Raw genomic sequence first — 23529 nt, forward strand, 5'->3', positions numbered from 1 at the left:
GCCTTGACTATTCAGCTTCGGGATCGGGAGAAGAATATACACTGAAGTTCAGGCAACTAAAGCCACAAGAAGCCTCGGCGCAATCAGCATTAGCCCCGCCAGGTGCAAGCTCAACCTTCTCGCTCTTGTTTACACCTGGAGAAGCTCTAGCGGCTTCTGTTAATGATGATGGCCCAATAGTAGAAATAGGCTCAACTCTTAATCAGTCAGAAGCGATAGCGCTCATTTTAGATCAAGGCAATCAAGTCACTATTCCAGAAGGGTATGGATCGATTGGTGATAGTGCATTTAAGGATAGAGATTTGGCGAATGTTGTCATACCAGATAGTGTCACAGAGATTGGTGATAATGCATTTTTCAATACTCAACTAACAACTGTTGAGATACCAAATAGTGTCACATCGATTGGTGATAATGCATTTTTCAATACTCAACTCGCGAGTGTTGATCTTGGCAATAACATCTCATCAATTGGTAATAATGCCTTTCAAAACACACAATTGACGAGTGTAGAACTCGGTGATTCTGTTCAATCTATCGGCGATTCTGCATTTATGGACACTCCATTGGCGAGTGTTGTGATTGGTAATAGCATCACAACGATTGCTAATAACGCATTTAGGAACACTGAGCTAACGCAAGTTGAGATACCAAATAGTGTCACATCAATTGGTGTTAATGCATTTATCAATACTCAACTCGCGAGTGTTGTCATTCCAGATAGCGTTACCTCGATTGGCGAATCTGCATTTGCTGGCACCAAGCTAACGAGTGTGGATATTGGTAGCGGCGTTACATCAATTGGTCCAAATGCATTCTATAATACTCAACTTGCGAGTGTAGTGATACCAAATGGTGTCGCAACGATTGGTGATAATGCATTTTTCAATACTCAACTAACAACTGTTGAGATACCAAATAGTGTCACATCGATTGGTGATAAAGCATTTTTCAATACTCAACTCGCGAGTGTTGTAATTCCAGATAGCGTTTCCTCGCTTGGCCGTCATGCATTTGCTTCCACCAAGCTAACGAGTGTGGATATTGGTAGCGGCGTTAGATCAATTGGTCAAAATGCATTCTCTGATACTCAACTTGCGAGTGTAGTGATACCAAATGGTGTCACAACGATTGGTGGTGGCGCATTCTTAAATACTCAACTCGCGAGTGTTGTCATTCCAGATAGCGTTACCTCGATTGGCGAATCTGCATTTGCTGGCACCAAGCTAACGAGTGTGGATATTGGTAGCGGCGTTACATCAATTGGTCCAAATGCATTCTATGATACTCAACTTGCGAGTGTAGTGATACCAAATGGTGTCACTACGATTGCTCATAACGCATTTAGGAACACTGAGCTAACGCAAGTTGAGATACCAGCTAGCCTCACCTCGATTAACGATAATGTATTTAAAAGCACTAATCTATCGAGCGTTGTTATTCCAGATAGCGTCACGTCGATTGGTCGTGGCGCATTCTCTGATACTCATCTAACAAGCGTTGAAATCCCTAATAGCGTCACAGAGATTGGAGAAGGAGCATTTGACAATACTCAACTAACCAGTGTTGTTATTCCAGATAGCGTTACAAGGATTAGTGATGGCGTCTTTAGAGATACTCCACTAACAAGTGTTGTAATTGGCAAGAACGTCATATCAATTGGAGATGAGGCATTTTCAGGCACGCAACTAACGAGTGTTGTTATTCCATCTACCGTCACAACGATTGGAGATAATGCATTTCAGAACAGTCAACTGACGAGTGCTGTTATTGGTGATGGCGTCACATCGATTGGTGATAATGCATTTTCAAATACTCAACTAAAAACTGTTGAGATCCCAGCTAGCGTCACGTCGATTGGTGATGGTGCTTTTGATGGCACGCCCCTGACGACTGTTTTTGTTCCAGAAGGTTTTGAGATCGATGCCAGTGCTTTTGATTCTTCTGTTGTCATCACAACAATCGGAACCGGACCTGACATCAGAACCAACCCCGACATAGCAAGTAGCTGGGCAGAGAATAAAGCAAGAGCAGATTTTGATGAACTAGAGCTTGATCTCGAACTTGGCTATAGCCTGCATTTAAAAGAAGGAACAGAAGCAGAACAAGCCACAGCAAGAAAGCAATTAGCCGTTCTTGGTGATTCTGTTGATCTCAGTGATATCTATCAGTTGGATATCACAGCCAAGAGCCTGGCCGCTGGATACAACTTAGCAACAGCAGATATCACGATCAACTTTGATCCCTATCTCTTTAATGAGATCAAAGCATCTGATATCACCATTGGCGGGCAGCTACCCATCGCCAATGCCGTACGCATCGATAATGATGTGGGAACCATCCGGATTGCTGCTGCAAGTCTTGGAGATCTAGATCCAGGTGATCTCTATGGAAACCATCTAGCCGATGCCGGCGCGAGCATCGGCGAGGATGGCGCTGTTTTGGCGTCGATCGACCTGAATTTCAATGAACTTAATCTTGCCGAACTCAATCAAAATTCAGATGGCAGCATTGACGATCTCAGCACACCACTGTTCTTTGGCTTGAGTGCCAATCAAGATGAGACTGTCTTCTCTACAGCTTTAGAAGATGAGAGTGGTTTTGATAATCGCGAAATCAAGAGCTTGCGAGAACTGGGAGGAGATTTAGCTGTTGAAGGAGAGGAGGTAACGCTGTATGAGGCAACAATCAATCTAGAAGAGCAAGGTGATGGCTTGATCTTAAGTAGTGATCTTGATATTGGATCTTATAACTCAAAACAAACAAATCTGGTACGAACTGGCGATACGATTACAGCCACAAGCCAATGGACCAATGTAGGTAATATCAAAGCCGAAAATATAGCGATTACGGGAGTTGCCAATGACAATGCAAGTTTGTTGAATACCTCCAGTTTTTATATCAGTTCAACAGAAAGCTATCAAGCATCAACAAACCTCGAGAGTGGCAGTTTTGTTGATGGCGCATTTTTGCAAGCAGGTCAAGAAACAGCGCAACTGGTTGCCGATATCGAGATCACCGGTGCAGCAGGCAATGTTGTTGATCTCAGCCAAGGCATCCTCAGCCTTCAAGCAACAGGCTCAGACGTCTTTAAAAATCAAAAGGGCTCCAAAAACCTGATCACCTTCCAAGGCGATTTGAATTACGACGGCCGCGTTTCAATGAAAGATCTGGCTTATCTCAATGCTGGTGCTGCAAGACAACAACAAGCCAGTGAGCATCCCGATGCAGTGGATGCCAATAATGATGGCTTTGTTGATGCCAGTGTGGCGCGAGGAGTGGATGCCAACTTTGATGGCCAGATCTCGATGGCAGATCTAGCTGTCTTGGATGCCGATTGGGGCCAAAGCCTGCATCAACAACCAATCAATGGCGCCAATGGAAGCCAATCAAGCTTTACCGGTTCTAATCAAATCTCCTGGGTTGAACTCGATAACCAGGGAACAACAGGCGATGCCGCCTGGGATAACCAAGCCTTTAAAGATCAAAACGCCCTAGAAGCCGGCAATGACTTTGTTGAATCACTGGAAAACCCAACAGCTGTGGGTGTGATCGGCGCTGATGGCAATACCACTGCTAACGATGGTGATATGCAGGGCACAGAATTCCAAGATCCGCTCACCGCTTAACGGCCTCAAAGCCAACAACAAGGCTGCCAAGCAGAAGCAAGGCTAAAAAGCCAAAAGCCAAAAGGAAAAGGTTTAAAGGCTAAAAAGAAAGTTCTCGCAAGCCTTTGAGCCAGCTCTTCTGCTAACTCACACTCAACGACATCACGGCAGTGAATCGATAAGTCTTCTGGCAGGTGATTGCCTGAGATAAGCGTTTTCCCCTAGAACTAGGGTTGAAATTGTGCCGATCAACCGCTTGTAAGGTGCTACCCCACGCCAACACTGATCTATTGGCCAGGGAGCAGAGCGGGCTCCTTGATGGATCAGCCTGCCTGCAGTTCAAGCTGCTGGCTGTGGGTGGGGTAGAAGCAGAGCAAAGGCAAGGGCATAGGAATGAGCAAGGGCAAGGCCAAAGGCAAGGGAATGAGCAAGGGCAAGGAAATGAGCAAGGGCATGGCCAAAGTCATGGTCAAGCTCTAAGCCGCTGGCGAGGCTTGCGGCGATGAGCAGCCTCGATCACAGCAACGAACAAGACGATCAGGCCAACATCAATGCAGGCCAACAGCCCTTAGCGGCTGATGGAGAAGCAACAAATAACAGCAATGCCAGACCTGCTAACACGTCTGCTGCCAATAGCGAAGACAGCAATCTGTCTGGCAATGGCAGCCAAACCAGCATTCGTAGCAGCAACCATGATCCAGTTCTCAGCTTGAGCCCTCCTGTTAGCGCTGCAGCATTAATAACTCCAATCACAGCAGGTCTATCAGCAAATTCTGTCGTTGCCGCAACAGTTGCAGACCCTGTAGACACCACTCAACCTCAACTTAAATACCTACTGGATCCAATGAGTGGAGCGCGGTGGGGCGATGGGCCACTGACATTTGATTATCCAACTACCGATAAAGTTGGAACGCTTGGGTTTTATTTCGACGAACCAATTGAGCTAGGGGAAAATGGCTCGATAACTCTTACAGATAATAATGGATATAACAATGAGATTGCATTTTATTCCACTAATCCATCAGGGCCATGGCCAGATTATGTTTATACAACACCAGGGATCGAAGTCTCTAATAGCTTAGGGAGGATAAAAATTGAATTACCTTGGGCTCCCAGCCGCTTTGTTGATGATCAAAGAGTAGATTTCCAATCAATCAATTTCGAACCAGGCACTGAATATCAACTTACATTTAGTGATGATGCAATTAAAGATCAAGCAGGTAATTACTGGCAAGGGCTAGATGATGGCACTACATTATCATTCAAGATAGAAGAACGGAATGATGAAGATTCGCCAGTTTGGCAACCAGATTACAATCTATCAAACAATGCACAATACGTTGATACTTCATTGGAATGGATGCCCATTGAATTTAATGAGGCAGTAGAAAGAGGCAGTGGATATATCACGCTAAGCAATGGCTCTGATGACGTAAGACAAATAGACGTGAGCGATGCTGAACAATTATCAATAGAAATCACTGATGGAGATTATTACAATTTTACAACAGATGTAAGATTCAAGGTTGGAGAAGAACTCAAGCCAAATGAGAGTTACTTTGTACTGATCGACGAGACAGCCATTAAAGATATATCCGGCAACTATTATGCTGGCATTCAAGATCCAACAGAATGGAATTTTTCAACCGAAGGAATAGATCCTGAGGCCAATAATACAACCGCTGCAGTGATTGAATATGTTCATTCAGTTGATGATCCCAATAACAAACTGGCCAGTAATTTTTCCAATTCTAGCGATGTAGACTGGGTAAAATTGATAGTAGAAGAAGATAGAAATTATACGATTGCAATTAAAAACGAAGAGATTTACACCAATGGCTCCAACAGTGACCGGCCAACCCCAACACAAGGCGCTGCTGTTTTTGAGCTTTTGGATAGCGATGGTAACTTATTGAGCGGTGAAAAGATAACCACAACAGAGCAGAATCTAGAAGCCGGAACATATTATGCACAAGTCTCCTGGGAACGAGATCATAGGCCCTGGAATGCCTACTACGAATTAGAAATAAGTGCTGACGCAACACCTCCTCTATTATATGTTGCAAGTACAAATAACAAGAGCAATGATGTAGATCCAAAGAGTAGGATTGAATTTAGTTTTGATGATCAAGTTTTTGCCGGGTCAGGTAATCTCATAATTTCTAATGACAATGGCGATACAATCGAGATTGATATCAATGACCCTGATCAAGTTACAATAAAGAATAATCTCATCGTCGTTAACCCCTCTTCTCCACTAAGAGAAAATGCAGCCTATACGATCGGCTATGGCAAAGGAGTTATTCTTGATGGAACCAGAAATAGCGCTGCACTTGAAAACCAATCAGCATTAAAGTTCAATACTGGTACAACAAAAGAATCAACAGCACAATTAACACATGCATTAGCGATTCCACGCACCTGGACAGGGAATGATCTCAATGGAGGAGCCGATAGTTATCAAGAGGTTGCTCTCTACTTTGATCAATCATTAAGTCGCTTTAATGATACTCCTCTAGATGCATTTAATGTGAATGTCAATGGAGAAGATGTTGCACTCAAGAGTTATCGAATCGTTGATAATGTCGTTTACCTTAAAACTGATACCAATATAGAAACGGGGCAAACTCTTCAGGCAGGCTATACACAACCGCAAGCTAGCCAAGAGCAATTGCAATCGATTACGGGAAACAATATCGGATCAATTGCAAATACAAACGTTTCAAACGAAATTGATCATGCAATTACCCAAGGAACTGTTGAGCCGTTAACAGAGTGGAGGTCAACAGGTTATCTAGAAGCGAACGAGCGCAAAGTCTATTCTTTCACATATACAGGCCAAGATAGCGGGAATATAGAGCCATACTCACAATCTCTGGTATCTAAAACTTATTATGATAGCGAAGGCTTGATGGTTGAGAATGAGAGCGAATATGAATCAGGATCTGGTTGGAATGGTGGGGAGAATCCAATCGATAAAATGGAGAATGGCAAGCAATATTATCTTGTTGTAGGTGATATTAATTATCAGAGCGATCAAGCAATATATGAAGCAAACAATAGGGAGAACGTTAGTGGTGAAAAAGGCATCCCCTTCGTTATTGGTAACAATGTAAAGGCGGATCCATTTGATCAACTGATCGTTGGCAGATCATATAAGCATGATCTTGGCAAGGTAACGGGTGAACAAAGCTATGGATTCGCAGGGACGAATCCTTATTTAACGCTTTACCAAGATAAACCTGATAAGTACTTGTTGACCTTCGAAACGGATGCGACTGCAGAGCATTCGATTAATTTAATTAGAGATGATTTTATTGATGAGAATTATTTGTCAATGGAGTTGTCAGATATTCAAGGCAACTCCGTAGCAAGCGTCTTTGAATATGGATTGAATGGTCTCCCAAGAACCAGTGGAGACTTCGCAACTAAATTGGAATTAGATGGCATAACAGCAGGTAAGTATCTACTTGAAATCAACCATTCAACAAATGCGGATAAAATAGATGGTATTTATGGCTTGCATTTTGATGCACCGCCGCCACTTACGATAGATCAGGCAGATGAAGAAGGATCTTCTCATGCCCTACAGCTTGGCAGTGTCGATGAAAACACAATACTTTTATCAAAAGCAATTAATGATGCCACTGATGTTGATCGCTATAGATTCTCAATTGATCAAGATACAAAGGTAAACGAAGTTGTTCTAGAATTTGACCATAGCCAAGCTGACCTTCAATTAGCGCTACATCAAGCTGATCGCGATCAGCCTATTTACACCTCAGAATCAGACCCTTATTTCTTAAGTAAATGGAATGGAAGTGAATATATCATTCCAAAATCGTTTCCTGTTGCGGAATCTGATTGGATAGAATCGATTAGCCTAGCTAACTTGCCGCAAGGTTCATATGATCTGGTTGTATCAAGCCCAAATAATGAGGCTGGATTTTATGATCTTAGCTTTAAGCCAACAGCAAGCAAAGATAGCCCTGAATGGTATGAAAGCTACGATAGGCTGTTGCAAGTCGGCCATGTTGGCCCTGATAATCCCCATGACAACCCAAGCCTAAGATGGGATGTTGATGCAATCTATGGATCTGGAAATGATACATTAAAAGATGCAGTATATTTAGGAGAACTAAAGCCTGGGCAATCCACATTAGGCCAATTTTCAATCAATACATCAGATGATGTTGATTATTATATTTACAAACACCCTGATGATCGCGCGCTCAATGTTGATCGATTAGAAGTTAAATTTAATCGTGGCTCTGGCCCCTTAAATGTAATTGAAGGTGGTATCCGGCCCCATTCAAGTCAACCATGGATATCGCAGGGTATAGACAGTCAGCGCTATTACGCTGACACCCATCTTTCATTGCCGCAACAGTCCGCGGATGAGTACAGTGAAATTGGGCTTCAGTTAACCGGCCTTGACGATGATTCTGAGCTAATCCTCAACAACAACTCAAGCGATCCTTCTCGTGCACCATCATATGGTGTCATCAGAGTTTCTGGAGTCGATGGTGCGACCAATTCATATACAATTGAAGCCCAGACAAGTTATAGTGATTTAGAAGTAAATCTCAAAAAAGACAAAGAAGATCAAAACAATGTGGAGTCGATTATTGATTTAATAATAACAGAAAATGATAGAACAATGGGTGGGACTGGAAATCGAGTTGTTACAGGAAAAACAATAGACAATGCAAACGATATTGATAAATATAAATTTAGTTTATTGGCAGAAGGAACGGCTCAGGATTTTGTTTTTACAGATTTAGCCGGCCTTAAAGGTCAAGAAGTCAACCTACTTGAAGCTGATGGAACAACATTCATAAAAGCAGCAGAATATGCCAAGTCAACGGGGTCGGGAAGTTATGGCCAGATCGAAATTGATTCAAGAACTATCATTCCGCTGGATGGGCTTGCCGCAGGCGATTATGTAGTCGAGCTCAAATCAGATGTTCCCACGAAATATTCGATTGGCATTGGCGAACATTCAAATATAAAGGAATATACCCAAGAGATATTTGGAGCTGATGTATACGATAGCAATAACTTAGGTAATCAGAAATTAGAAAATGCTGTAGACCTTGGAGTGATCTCAGATGGCTTCAAGCTTTCAAATCTAACATTACATTCAGCAGAAGATATTGATTATTATAAGTTTCAAGTTAGTGATACTACAAACAATAATGGAGATGTCTCATACAGTACAGATGAGCTGTCATACGGGGTTCTTGGAAACAATTACAGCCGCCCGTATGGCGGACATGCAATCGGAGATTATTCTTATAAATCGAGTGCGGATAGAGCTTTTAACATTAGCCAGTTTAGAAACGATATTACAGAAATAACAGCATCTGTTACAGATGGGGCTGATATAAGTATCAGGATATTCGACGAAGATGGGATTGAATTTGGACCTGGTACAGAAGTAGTAAGCCCTTATGCCCGAGGCCACCTTAGTGTTGACGAAGACGGGAATAACTATCACCTACCTTTTGTAGCCCCTATACGCTCTGTTGGACCCACAGAAAGTATAACGCCAGATTCTTGGTGGCCAGAGGAATATCAACAACTTAAGGCAGGCAAAGACTATTATCTTGAAATAGCAGGAGATTTGTCTCGTTTTTATACGGACCGATTTACAGGTATAGAAAATAGAGAGCGTTATGAAATCGAATTTAGCCTTCCAGCAGGGCCATTGCCTCCTGAGACTTTCTTCCCCGATAAAGATAGGTTTGAAGGCGATAATAGAAACGACACGCCAGAAACAGCAACTCCGTTAGGCGATCTTGTTAGTGGATTCATTACGGATCTAACATTTGATGGTGAAGAATTAGCCTTAACCCATAAACCACCAGATAATGGGCTCTGGGGTAGTGGTGGGTTCAGCTCGCATGTGTATTTCAATAATGGGCCATTTAACCCTACAGGTAAGCCATTGGATCTGCATCCCCGCGATGCTCAAGTGCAGAATGCACTTGATCACGAATGGAAGCATGATGTTGATGTTTTTACGTTCAATTTAGTCAACGATGCATCGAGGTGGCATTCGATTGATATTGTTGATTCAAGCAGTGACGAAGTCGTTGGGACTCCTGAAATATGGACATCAGACTTTTCAGAAAGAATACAACAACCTTTTCCTGGATGGCGCGACGAAAGCACTGGCACCTGGCATGGAATGCCAGCGGGTGAGTATGGATTAGTCGTTAGAAGTGATAGTTTTGGAAATCATTTATATAATACTTCCGATGAAAATCTTGATTCATACGCTATTAGTATTAACCTAGATCAGGATGATCCAAGGATTGGTATAACGATTGATCCAACGACTGGAATGCGCTATGGTGATAGCCATGAAGGGCTAGTAGGCAACGATACGTTTGAAACGGCAACAGAAGCCTTCAATGCAGGTGATATATACCAAGGAGTTCAGGATTCAACCACTGGCAGTTTGAATCACAAGCTAGATGACGATTGGTACAAATTTTCGATTGAAGACAATACAGAAAAAACAACAATTTTTGTTGCCCGGCCCGATAAAACATATGAAAATAGAAACAATGTAGATACTTTCCTGCTCAATGCTGACAAACAGGTCTTAGCAGAAGGTTTTCGCTATGATAACTATAGGTCTGAAAAAGAGATAAACTATCTTAACTATCTCGTAGAAGAAAATTTAGATCCTGGAGAATACTATTTAAAAATACAACCAAATCAAGCTCAAAGAGTCATTGAAGGCGATAAGGATTTTGGAGACTATACAGTTAATATCCAGAACATATATGCTGATCCACTTCCTGCCGATAGGTTTGAACATAATGATGTTTTATATGATGGTAGACCTTATGTGCCTTCTCCTGTTGATCCGCAAGCGACTCAAGCAATAACCCCGCTGGGCCTAATACATGAACATGAAGATGGATCGCCTGTAATAGTTGATGACCTAACTCTGGAAATCCAGCATGAAGAAGATCTGAGATTTTATATACCACCTGATCCTGAATCGGAATCAAAATACCGCTGGAATTCAGCCAAAGTTCAATGGGAATCAACAGCAGCCGACGACCGCTGGAATCAAGCCGTCGAAGTCAATGGGGCTGCTGACAAGGATCCGAGTTGGTTTTACAATAAAGAACGCGAAGTAATTGGGGGTGCAACGGATCCTGGTTGGTTTTACAATAAAGGATCGTTTGATACTTATTCTTTAACTCTCAATCATTGGCCAGATATTGATGATAATATTACAATCAATTCTCTTGATGGTCGTAATACACCCAAAATACAATTAAGTTCTAATGATATTACTCCTACTCGAGAGCAGGGAGTTTGGGATAGAAATGGAAGTCATTCTCCAACACTCATAAATTATGGTGAATATGAACGCCCTAATTGGTATAATCCCATTAACCACGGGCTTAATTCATATTGGCGTTTCAGAGGAACTACGGAGCGCGGTGCTGTTGAAGAAGGCGCGGATGGAAGTGCCAGCATTGTTCTTGACGGAAGTGGAAATTATAAGGGGGGGAGATTAGGGAAACCATTAGGGCCTGGAGAGTATATTTTACAAGTAGGGCAAGGCCCGAGAGGAGACTATTCTCTCGAATTTAATGGGCCACCAAATCCAATTCAAGGAGATAAAAATGATCAACGCGATGTTTTTGACACAGCTGAGAATGCTGTAACGCTTGATCAATCATCTAATCAAACTATTTATGAAGACTCAACGATCCATTATGCACGCGATAAAGACTATTACAAGTTTATTTTGCCGCGAGATGGAGTTGCATCTCAATCAATAGAAATCGTTACTGAACATGAATCAACACAAAACAAACTTCAATTTGCTGGCGGTAGTGATCAACTAAATCTTGCTGGCTACTCGGCAGGAGAGCACATTATTAGTGTTGTTTACGATGAAGATCAAGGTGATTTCGGATCAAATCCGATTGCTTATTCTATAATTGCAAACAACATAGCTGAAGATTATCATCTTTACGCTGATGACTTATATGAAACTCTTGAAGATGAAAATAGAAACGTAGATTTAGGCGTAGTTGATGGTATCCTTCGATTAGAAGATCAGGCTATAATTTTAAATGATATCGATAATCGCGAGTTTACGCTTACTGGAGATGGCTCTACAGATCAAGGCATAGGAATCAGGTTCGATCGTCAAGATGGAGATCTCAAACTCGAGCTAGTACAAAAAGATAACCAACAAGTGATCAAGACAGCAGATTCTGTTGCTTATGCTCAACCAACTGACGATGAGTGGATTTCCCTTGAAGGCTTATCAGCAGGAACCTATCAGGCAAGGGTTTCAGGAATGCCTACGAACTATGATTTTGAATTGATTACAAGTTCAGACCATCTTAACTCTCAGCCTTATTATCAAAATAGCAGCATAGAAAATGCAGTCGCGATTACAGGCTCATTCGTTGATCAGATTCGCCATCATGAATACGAACCCAATACTGAATTGGGGCAAGTATATGATACTAATTCAATCGCATTAACCTCTTCAGCATTACGCAATAGCCAAGGCGAGCTTAAGAATTTGTCTTTTGCTGAAGACAATTTCACTGATTATTATAAGTTCTCTACAGTATTTAAATCTCGCCCTCATTGGCTTGAAGAAGAAGAGGATTACATACAAGTTGATTTTTGGGACCAACTAGGAAATATTGATCTTGAATTATTGAGTTCAGAGGGCGATGAAATCATTGATTATTCACACGGTTTTGGCAATAGCGAACGTATCGACTTATTGAATCTGCCTGCTGATGACTACATCATCAAGATTATAGGAAGAGGGCAAAACAACAACTATTCCCTTCATTATGATTTGCCAACTAAAAATCTCTTGCAAGAGGCTAATTTAAATAATTCAACAACCCAAGAAGAGATAGAACGAGCACTACAACAACACAAAGATGATCTTGCCTACGAACCTGAGGCTACGCGTAACGGAGAAGAATTGAATCGAATCAAATCAGTTTTCAAATCGTTCTATGGATACATGCCAACAGGTATATATAACCATCAATTCAAGGATGTCTATGAAACTCTCAGCCCTGACAATCGAGAAGATTGGTACAAGTATACAATTACTGATCCAATAAACGCTGATAAGAGTGTAGGCGCTTATCTAGATTACAACTCGGGTGATGGCCGCTTAAGACTAGAGGCTTTTCGATTAAATCCCGATGATCAAACATTAAACCCCATATATTCTCCTCATTGGGAGAGGACTCGAGATCAGAATGTAGAGGGTTCTGGTAACGGCCAGGAATTTATCTCAGCAGGCAGGAAAACGCCACTTGCACAACCTGGCACATATTATTTCAGAGTTAGCAGCTACGATCATAGATGGGCTGATGGAGTTAAAGACGTAACTCCATATAGATTTGCTTTTCTTACTGGCAGAAAAGGACAATATTTTGAAAGCGAAAGACGATATCCATGGAATGATGATATCAATATTGAGCCACTTGGCGATGTTTATGATGACCAACATTCAAATGATAGTTTTAATTCATGGCAGGATCCTGATCCGTTCAATTTTGATGATTACAATTTTGAGCTCGATCAATTAATAGATTCCGGCAAATTTGTAGGCAAGCAGCAACTGACTCATACAGCAATCCATGACCTAAGTGATAGAGATATTTATCAGTTCTCGATGCGTGACTCAGGAAACGAGCATCACTATATCAAGGCAGAGTTTGATCAATGGGATATGGATTTGGATCTATACCTATATGATCAAAATAATAAGGAGTTTTTACAAGCCATAGAAACAGAGCATGGCTACAAGAACGGCGAAAATACACGCGAAGCGAACTCTCCTTATCCATTTTATATAGACGGTTCTTTTAGTAATTCAGATAACGAGGTGATTTCGCTCCATAATCTCCCTGTTGGCGACTATTTCCTTAGAGCTGAAGCCAGGTCTCAATACTATAATTCAGCTGACTATGATTTAACCTTTAATCTACCTATAAAGACAATAACTGCTGATCCTTACGAAATTAATAACAGCCCAGAGACAATCTTTGATCTAGGTGCCTTTACAGGCACTCGCTACCAACAACAATTATCCATTCATGACAATAATGATGTTGACTACATAGGCTTTGAAACCAAGCATGACGGGATTGAAACAGATTTCATTAAGCTCGATTACATCCAAAACGATGGTGTATTGCAATTTGATTTGATCGACCGCGATAGCCAGCAACTGATCGCTTCTTCAACACAAAATTCTAAAGGATCGTTCTTATCTCTAGAGGATGTTGCTGCAGGCAAGTATTCAATTAAAGTTAGTGGTACTGATTTAGAGGGCCCTGATGTAGATAATCCTGACTCCAATACTAATAATAAGGCTAAAAATAATTATCAAATTAAATATCATTTGCCTATGGATCCAGATCGCAAGGATGCGTGGCAGTTCTTGTATTACTTTCCTGCTTATATAGATATTGATATTCATCAGACGATTAATTATTTAGAAGGCCAGATCAACAATTTCGAATTATCCGATGATGTTAATTTTGCAGTGATGTGGGATCAACCTAATTGGGTTGACTTGGATGATAATTCTGCAACAGGCTCTGGAGAGCCAATTAAATGGAATACTGTTGGCCGCTCCCTGCTGCGCGGCGATGGCCATCAAGATTGGATTTCATCTGATTTTGAAGTATTAGATGAAAAGAGTATGGGTGACCCTAAAACATTAACTGATTTTATTAAATGGGCTAATCAACAAGCCCCAGCAGAAAATCAGGCCTTAGTGATTCATGGCCATTCCAGTGGCCTTCAATCCATTATTTCTGATAATGAGGCTGGAGATCATCTCTATGTTGAGGAAGTTGCAGAATCTCTTGAGAAACTCAAACAAGAGGAATCGATTGATCTTGAAATATTGAGAATGGATGGTTGCCTTACAGGCACCTTAGAATTAGCCTATGAGTTAAAGGATTCTGCCCAGGTAACCATCGGCAGTGAAGCTATCTCTGGAGTTGGAAGTGGAAGATATGCCACCCATGCTCTCTCTCTGGTTGACAATCCGTATCAGATTGGACCTCAACAATTAGCCTCGTCCATTGTTGAGGATTACAAGGCCGGATATCGTAAAAATACATTGTCTGCGATTAATACTGATGACTTGGATGTATTGGCCGCAAAGATATCTGCTTTTGTTGATACAACAAAAGACTTACGTCTTATTGATCGCAACCGTATCGAAGTAGCCAGAGCATTTGCCGCTGAATATGACATAAGCGGGCCACAACCAGGTAATTATACAGCTGACCTCGGTTCCTTTATGGATGGTGTATACAGATCCTCTAAGTTGGATCAAACTGTTCGAGATGCTGCCCGAGAAGTTTTCTTGGCTGTAGAAGCGGCTGTTATCAACAAAAGTTTTGATTACCGAGGAAGTCGGGGCATTTCCATTTTCTATCCGCAGGGCGGACAAGAAAATAACCTCACATACATTGATAAGCATTCAAAATTTATTCAAGATACTCAGTGGGATCAATTTTTAAAAGCCCAAACTGGTGCAATTCCAACAGAATGGCTTGATACACCAGTTAATGATTGGTCTGCTAAAAATACCGTAGCTTCCGGAGCTTTTCATTTAGGCCGTCTCAGTGGCAATGATATTGATATCGACAGCTTGGCAATCGACGAAGGTCTGTCTAAATACTTTAAATTTACGCTTGTTAATACTGGAGAAGCAGAAACCGCGATCAAGCTCTTCAGCTTAGAAACTGTTGATGATTTGAAGGATCTTCAACTTAATCTCTACAGCACAGATGATCAAAGTGCACTTGAACTGCCTGAATCAGATGCTCATACGCTTAATTTGGCTGGCCTGGAAGTTGCCGAGTATTTATTAGAGATTAAAAATAATGGATTACCAATACCGAATGCCTCATTAAAATTCAACCTGCCGAATGATCCAACTCCATCATTTAATTACAACAACCTAGAAAACAAAGCGGCCAAATTAGGTGTGATTTCTGCTCCTACACTTGAGCTTGGCACAACCTCTCCTTCATCGGCAACAGAAGATGGCGAATGGCTTTACTACAACATAGAAACATCAGCGTTGTCGGGTATCCAGCAAAACATGAATGTCGAAGTGAATGTTGCTGACGGCGCAGAATATGAAGCCGCGATCCTTGATTCTAACAACAATGTTATTAGCACTGTTACTGGAACAGGCAGCAATAGCCTTGACTATTTAACTTCGGGTTCAGGAGAAGAATATACACTGAAGTTCAGGCAATTAAAGCCACAAGAATCCTCGGAGCAATCAGCATTAGCCCTGCCAGGTGCAAGTTCAACCTTCTCGCTCTTGTTTACTCCTGGAGAAGCAGAGGCTTCTTCTGTTAATGATGATGGAGAAGAACCCGTTAATGATGACAACGTAGAAGACCAGACAGCAGATGTAAGAACCAACCCCGACATAGCCAGTAGCTGGGCAGAGAATAAAGCAAGAGGAGATTTTGATGAATTAGATCTTGATGTCGAACTTGGCTATAGCCTGCATTTAAAAGAAGGAACAGAAGCAGAACAAGCCGAAGCAAGAAAGCAATTAGCCGTTCTCGGCGATTCTGTTGATCTCAGTGATATCTATCAGTTGGATATCACAGCCAAGAGTCTTGCAGCTGGATATAACTTAGAAACAGCCGATATCACGATCAATTTTGATCCTTATCTGTTTAATGAGATCAAGGCATCTGATATCACGATTGGCGGGCAGCTGCCCATCGCCAATGCGGTACGCATCGATAATGATGTGGGAACCATCCGTATTGCTGCTGCAAGTCTTGGAGATCTAGATCCAGGAAAACTCTATGGAGTTGATCAGTCTGGTGCCGGCGCGAGCATCGGCGCGGATGGCGCTGTTTTGGCATCGATCGACCTGAATTTCAATGAACTCAATCTTGCCGAACTCAATCAAAATTCAGATGGCAGCATTGATGATCTCAGCACACCACTGTTCTTTGGCTTGAGTGCCAATCAAGATGAGACTGTCTTCTCTACAGCTTTAGAAGATGAAACTGGTTTTGTGAATCGCGATATTAAGAGCCTGCGTGATCTCGGCGGTGATTTAGCTGTTGATGGAACCAAAGTCACCCTCTATGAGGCAACAATCAATCTAGAAGAACAAGGCGATGGCTTGATCTTAAGTAGTGATCTTGATATTGGATCTTATAACTCAAAACAAACAAATTTGCTTCGCTCAGGTGACACCATCTCAACAACAAGCACCTGGACCAATCTTGGCAATATCGAGGCGCAAAACATCCAAGTCACTGGCATCACCAACAGCAATGCAGAGCTATTAGAAGAGAAAAGTTATTTTGCCTACCAAGGCATCGGCGCAAACGGTGATCAGGTCACGCGCAACAGCCTCAACAGCGGCAGCTTTCGTTCAGACACAGGTGCATTCGACTCCACCGCGCAAGAATCAGGCCAGTTGCATGCAGCGATCAAGATCACAGGTGCTGCAGGCAATGTTGTTGATCTCGGCTTAGGCATTGCCAGCTTGAAAGCTGATGGATCAGATCTGTTTAGCAACCAAAAGGGCTCTAAAAACCTGATTACCTTCCAAGGCGATTTGAATTACGACGGCCGGGTCTCAATGAAAGATCTGGCTTATCTCAATGCTGGTGCTGCAAGACAACAACAAGCCAGTGAGGATCCCGATGCAGTGGATGCCAATAGCGATGGCTTTGTTGATGCCAGTGTGGCGCGAGGAGTGGATGCCAACTTTGATGGCCAGATCTCGATGGAAGATTTAGCTGTCTTGGATGCCGATTGGGGCCAAAGCCTGCATCAACAACCAATCAATGGCGCCAATGGAACACAATCAAGCTTTACCGGTTCTGATCAAATTTCTTGGGAGCAATTGGATAGTCAGGGAACAACAGGCGATGCCGCCTGGGATAACCAAGCGTTTAAGGATCAAAACGCCGTAGAAGCGGGTAATGATTTCGTTGAATCACTGGAAAACCCAACAGCTGTGGGTGTGATCGGCGCTGATGGCAATAGCGACAGCAGCGATAACGACATTGCTGGCACTGAATTCCAAGATCCGCTCACCGGTTAACGGCCTCAAAGCCAACAACAAGGCTGCCAGGCAGAGGCAAGGCTAAAAGACAAAAGGCAAAGGCTAAAAAGCAAACGCTTAAAGGCTTAAAAGCAAGCTATTGCAAGCCTTTTAGCCAGCTCTTCTGCTAACTCACACTCAACGACATCACGGCTGTGAAGCGATCAGTCTTCTGGCAGGGGATTGCCTGAGATAAGCGTTTTCCCCTAGAAATAGGATTGAAATTATGCCGATCAACCGCTTGTAAGGTGCTACCCCCCGCCAACACTGATCTTTTGGCCAGGGAGCTGAGCGGGCCCCTTGATGGATCAGCCTGCCTGCAGATCAAGCTGCCAGCGTTGCGGCCAGAGGAACCAGGGCAAGGGCAAGCTCTAAGCCGCTGGCGAGGCTTGCGGCGATGAGCAGCCTCAATCACAGCAACGAACAAGTCGATCAGGCCAGCATCAATGCTGGCCAAGCGAATGTTGATAACCAACTTGGTGTTGGCGAAAACCTTGTTAGCTATGACAGCGCCAACAGTGATAGCGTCGCCAACCCAATTGCCAGCGATGACCTAGCAGAAAAGGTGTCTGCACTAACTACAAATACTGAGCCTGAGCCTGAGCCTGAGTCTGAGTCTGAGTCTGAGTCTGAGTCTGAGTCTGAGTCTGAGTCTGAGTCTGAGTCTGAGTCTGAGTCTGAGTCTGAGACAGCATCAAGCACTACTAATACCTCTTTTGAGTATTACGTTTCCAATGATGGAGATGATGACAATCTAGGCACGTTCGATAATCCTTTCAAAACAATTCAGCATGCAATCACAAAAGTTAGAGCTGGAGATGTTGTCAATATCAGAGGCGGCATCTATCGCGAGAAATTACTCTTAGAAGATATACATGGAACGGCGGATCATCCCATAACATTTAAAGGTTATCAAGGTGAGGATGTCTTAATCACTGGGGCGAAAGAAATAACAACTCAATGGGAACAACACGAAGGCAACATATGGAAAACAACAGTTGATTTTGATGTCACACAACTGTTCCTTGATGACAAGATGCTCACGGCTGCCCGTTGGCCAAACATCACGAAGGATTGGGATCAGCTCGATGATTCGGATGGTGAGAACCCAACACCTTATAGTTATTGGGACATCAATAATACAAGTCTCGAGCTAAAGCCAGGTGATGATGGTAGTTTCGAAAACGTAGAAGAAAAGCATAGCCTTGCATCTTTAGACTTCAGCGTTGAAGATGGATTACTTGTCACTTACAAAGGATCAGTCAGCCATATAACGGAGCACAAAGCAGGTGAATCTAATTTTATAATAGAAGGTGGTGATGTTGATTTAGACAGGGCCTACAAGGATAGCTATTACATAACATCTGACATAGATCTGCTAGATCAAGCTAGAGAGTGGTATTACGACAAGAATTCTGGAGAGCTTTATGTATGGATGGATGACAATGGTAATCCTAATCATCGAGATATTAATGCTAGGGGCTATTTAACTAGCGACTATCGCAATGAAGATCAATTACTACGAGTAAATGACTCCTCATTCTTAAACTTTAATGGAATCACATTGCACACAGGTACATTTGAGCTTTGGAAAAGTACTGATATAGATTTTGACGAATGTTCATTCTTGTATTCAGGCCACAACACTCATATGCTGGGAGCGGATGCTTTATATGACATAGGTTCAAATTACGAAAATAATCATAATTCAAGGGGGAATTTTGTCGGAGACGTCGCAAATATGTCCGTCAATATAAGTTATCGTAATTCTGAATTCGCCTATTCCTACAACACATTATTGAATCATGGTAAGCATGGTCAGGATTATTTAATCGAAAATTGTTATTTTCATAATAAGCCTACTGGTGGTGGCGCAGTATGGACTGCTGGTGTAGCACGAGGGAATGTAGTCAGTAGGTTAACCGCCCATACGATAGGTTTTGGTGGAATTGGAAAATTTGGTAATGGGAACAACTTAAAAAAAGATCAGGAGGGTCTTGTCGAGCTTGCTCATATATATGACTACCATTTCCATGGTGATGATTCAGGCATTCAAGTCAATAGAGGGAGTGTGGCTGGCCTGGTTCTTCGCAATAATTGGATTCACGATCTACCCGGCCGGAACGGTATTCGCTTTGATGGTGACCCTGCTGGCATGAGAGGAACAGTCAATAATAACGTGATGTTTAATGTAAAACGTGGCACTCGTCTCAAGGGTGACCAACATACTGTTTTGAATAATTTAGCCCTTGACAATACTCATGTTGACATTCATGTTTCACATGATAAATTTTATGGTTATGATGATCCTGATATAAAATTTACTGAAGATGTTTTTGAGCTCTACGAGAATAGAGCGGATGGTCGAAGAGAGGGGAAAGATTTGCACCAAGGCAATCATTATTCAATCGTTCACAATAATCTTGGAAACAATAACAGCATTGCTCCTGTTATTAATCCTGACGACATCACAAACAATATCTCGAGAAGTGATTTTGGCCAAAATGTCCAAAATGAGTTACGTGATCCTGATAACTTTGATTTCAGACCTAAGGAGAATTCACCACTCATAGATCAAGGCACTCATATTCCTGGATATACAGATAATTATCTAGGAGATGGTCCAGACATTGGCCCCTACGAATATGGAGATCTTAATTATTGGATACCTGGTTATCAAGCAAAGAAAGCAAGTATGCCTATCGCACCCAATGGATCCCTCACAGTAAAAAAAGATGCCGATTTAATGTGGCTTGAAGGTCGAGATGCTGTTTCAAGCAATATTTACTTTGGCACAGATGCCAACACATTGGAGTTAGTGAGCAATCAGGAAAATAATATTTTCACCCCTGATCTAGAAATGGGTAATGAATACTTTTGGCGAGTTGATACCGTAACTGATAATGATGTAATTGAAGGCGATCTATGGAACTTTACAGTCCCTCATCCATCAGAAAAGCCTGTTTATATTCCAACAGTACTCATTGAGAATGAGGGGAACGAGAGTGATGTCAATGGCTTTGGTTCAGTAGACTACCCTTATCATATCGGACAATATGAAGTAACTAATTCACAATATATAGAATTCCTCAATAACGCAGCAAAGACTGAGCCCAACAAGAAATATCCATTATTTGGTTCCGAAATGGAAGAGTATGGCGCTATTATTCGCAGTGGTGAAGATGGTAGTTATTCATACGCCACGATTGAAGATCGTGAAAATCACCCAGTTAATTTCGTCAATTATTGGAGTGCTCTTCGCTTCTGCAATTGGATGACAAGTGGCGACACAGAAGAAGGGATTTACGACAGGATAGCTACTGACAGAGCAAATCCTCGTAGTGAAAATGCCTGGGCGAATGGCGGTGTTGCACTGGCCAATGAAGATGAATGGTATAAAGCTGCATATTTTTCCGGACAAGATGATGGAGAAAATCGTTACTGGAACTATGCCACACAAAGTAATGATCTCAGTTTAGAAGAGTCTAACTATGGTATTGGATCGGCTCCTTCCCTATTAACTGATGTAGGCAGTTACGAAGACTATGCAAGTTACTATGGCACTTATGATCAAACAGGCAACGTTAGAGAACTTCTAGAAGAAGCAGCTGACAATACTACGATAAGAACTTTTGTTCGTGGAGGCTCAACAAATAGCGATAAGAATCTTACCTATCTATCTAAAGAGAGTCGTCAAGATCTAAAACGTGTCAATGCAGAGGTTGATACAGGATTTCGTGTCGTCAGCCTTTTGCCGATTGGTTCTAATGAACCAGACTATCAAAATCAAGCTCCATCATGGATAGCGACCACATGGTCACTTGGTGAATCTATAGCTGGCGAAAATTTCTCGACATCACTGATCCACTCTGTTTATGACCCTGAAAATGATCCCCTGTCATTTTCCCTACTTAGTGGACCCGAATGGATTGCTGTAGATGTTGATGGCTCAGTGACAGCAACACCTTCTGCAGAAGATATAGGTAAACATAAGGTGATGCTTCGAGTAACTGATTCCTCTGGATCCTTTGACGACACTGAAGTGCCTGTTCCCTTAGTGGTCAATAGCCTTGTAGAAACAAGAACCAACCCCGACATAGCCAGTAGCTGGGCAGAGAATAAAGCCAGAGCAGATTTTGATGAACTAGAGCTTGATCTCGAACTTGGCTATAGCCTGCATTTAAAAGAAGGAACAGAAGCAGAACCAGCCACAGCAAGAAAGCAATTAGCCGTTCTTGGTGATTCTGTTGATCTCAGTGATATCTATCAGTTGGATATCACAGCCAAGAGTCTTGCAGCTGGATACAACCTAGAAACAGCAGATATCACGATCAATTTTGATCCTTATCTCTTCAATGAGATCAAGGCATCTGATATCACCATTGGCGGCCAACTACCCATCGCCAATGCGGTACGCATCGATAATGATGTCGGCACCATCCGGATTGCTGCTGCAAGTCTTGGAGATCTAGATCCAGGAGATCTCTATGGAAACCATCTAGCCGATGCAGGAGCGCGCATCGGCACCGATGGTGCTGTTTTGGCGTCGATCGATCTTGATTTCAATGAACTTAATCTTGCCGAACTCAATCAAAATTCAGATGGCAGCATTGACGATCTCAGCACACCACTATTCTTTGGCTTGAGTGCCAATCAAGATGAAACAGTATTTTCTAAGGATCTCACCGATGCTGCAGGGTTAAGCAATCGCGAGATCAAGAGCCTGCGTGATCTCGGCGGTGATTTAGCTGTTGATGGAACCAAAGTCACCCTGTATGAGGCAACAATCAATCTAGAAGAACAAGGCGATGGCTTGATCTTAAGTAGTGATCTGGATATTGGCTCTTATAACTCAAAACAAACAAATCTGGTACGAACTGGCGATACGATTACAGCAACAAGTGAATGGACCAATGTGGGAAATATTGAGGCCAAAGACATACAAATTACTGGCCTAACTAATGCCAATGCAAGTTTGGCAAGCTCTGGTTTCTATATCAGTTCACCTGACGACAGTCAAACATCAACAAACCTCGAGAGTGGCAGCTTTGTTGATGGAGCATTTGTGCAAGCAGGCCAAGAAACAGCGCAACTGGTTGCCGATATTCAGATCACAGGTGCTGCAGGCAATGTTGTTGATCTCAGCCAAGGCATCCTCAGCCTTCAAGCAACAGGCTCAGCCGTCTTTGAGAATAAATTGGGCTCAAAAAACCTGATTACCTTCCAAGGCGATCTCAATTACGACGGCCGGGTATCGATGAAAGATCTGGCTTATCTCAATGCTGGTGCAGCAAGACAACAACAAGCCAGTGAGCATCCCGATGCAGTGGATGCCAATAATGATGGCTTTGTTGATGCCAGTGTGGCGCGAGGAGTGGATGCCAACTTTGATGGCCAGATCTCGATGGAAGATTTAGCTGTCTTGGATGCCGATTGGGGCCAAAGCCTGCATCAACAACCAATTAATGGCACCAATGGCAGTGAATCAAGCTTTACCGGTTCTAATCAAATCTCCTGGGATGAACTCGATAACCAGGGAACAACAGGCGATGCCGCCTGGGATAACCAAGCGTTTAAGGATCAAAACGCCGTAGAAGCCAGCAATGACTTTGTTGAATCACTGGAAAACCCAACAGCTGTGGGTGTGATCGGCGGAGATGGCAATACCACTGCTAACGATGGTGATATGCAGGGCACAGAGTTCCAGGATCCGCTCACCGCTTAACGGCCTCAAAGCCAACAACAAGGCTGCCAAGCAGAGGCAAGGCTAAAAGCCAAAAG

Annotated in this window: 4 protein-coding genes and 1 pseudogene; 4 read left to right on the plus strand and 1 reads right to left on the minus strand. The window is 42.5% G+C overall.

Annotation, left to right across the window (positions count from 1 at the left end):
* Window positions 1-281: 281 nt before the first annotated feature.
* The 3 genes and pseudogenes from SIB80_RS12180 to SIB80_RS12190 all read left to right on the plus strand — a co-directional run.
* A pseudogene (locus SIB80_RS12180) lies at window positions 282-3629 on the plus strand (leucine-rich repeat protein); the annotation flags it as partial.
* Window positions 3630-3871: 242 nt separating this feature from the next.
* The gene (locus SIB80_RS12185) at window positions 3872-4114 is read left to right on the plus strand and encodes a hypothetical protein (protein WP_063419454.1); all 243 of its coding nucleotides are present in this window, start codon (window positions 3872-3874) and stop codon (window positions 4112-4114) included.
* Window positions 4111-17748, plus strand: coding sequence for a clostripain-related cysteine peptidase (locus SIB80_RS12190; RefSeq protein WP_063419453.1), 13638 nt, complete (start codon window positions 4111-4113; stop codon window positions 17746-17748). Before SIB80_RS12185 ends, SIB80_RS12190 begins: the two co-directional genes overlap by 4 nt.
* Window positions 17749-17875: 127 nt before the next feature.
* Here the strand turns inward: SIB80_RS12190 and SIB80_RS12195 are convergent, their stop codons facing one another.
* Window positions 17876-18223, minus strand: a complete 348-nt coding sequence (locus tag SIB80_RS12195; protein WP_074160133.1) for a hypothetical protein — start codon at window positions 18221-18223, stop codon at window positions 17876-17878.
* Between the two features lie 90 nt (window positions 18224-18313).
* Here SIB80_RS12195 and SIB80_RS12200 point away from each other — a divergent pair, with 90 nt between their 5' ends.
* Complete coding sequence (locus SIB80_RS12200; protein ID WP_413681487.1) at window positions 18314-23473, plus strand: SUMF1/EgtB/PvdO family nonheme iron enzyme; 5160 nt, start codon at window positions 18314-18316, stop codon at window positions 23471-23473.
* Window positions 23474-23529 lie beyond the last annotated feature (56 nt).

Source organism: Prochlorococcus sp. MIT 1327 (assembly GCF_047304785.1).
In the GTDB taxonomy this organism is placed as follows: Bacteria; Cyanobacteriota; Cyanobacteriia; order PCC-6307; family Cyanobiaceae; genus Prochlorococcus; species Prochlorococcus marinus_D.

Coding starts and splice junctions, on each gene's coding strand:
- SIB80_RS12190 (WP_063419453.1), top strand. CDS start 4,111: ATGAGCAGCCTCGATCACAGCAACGAACAAGACGATCAGGCCAACATC.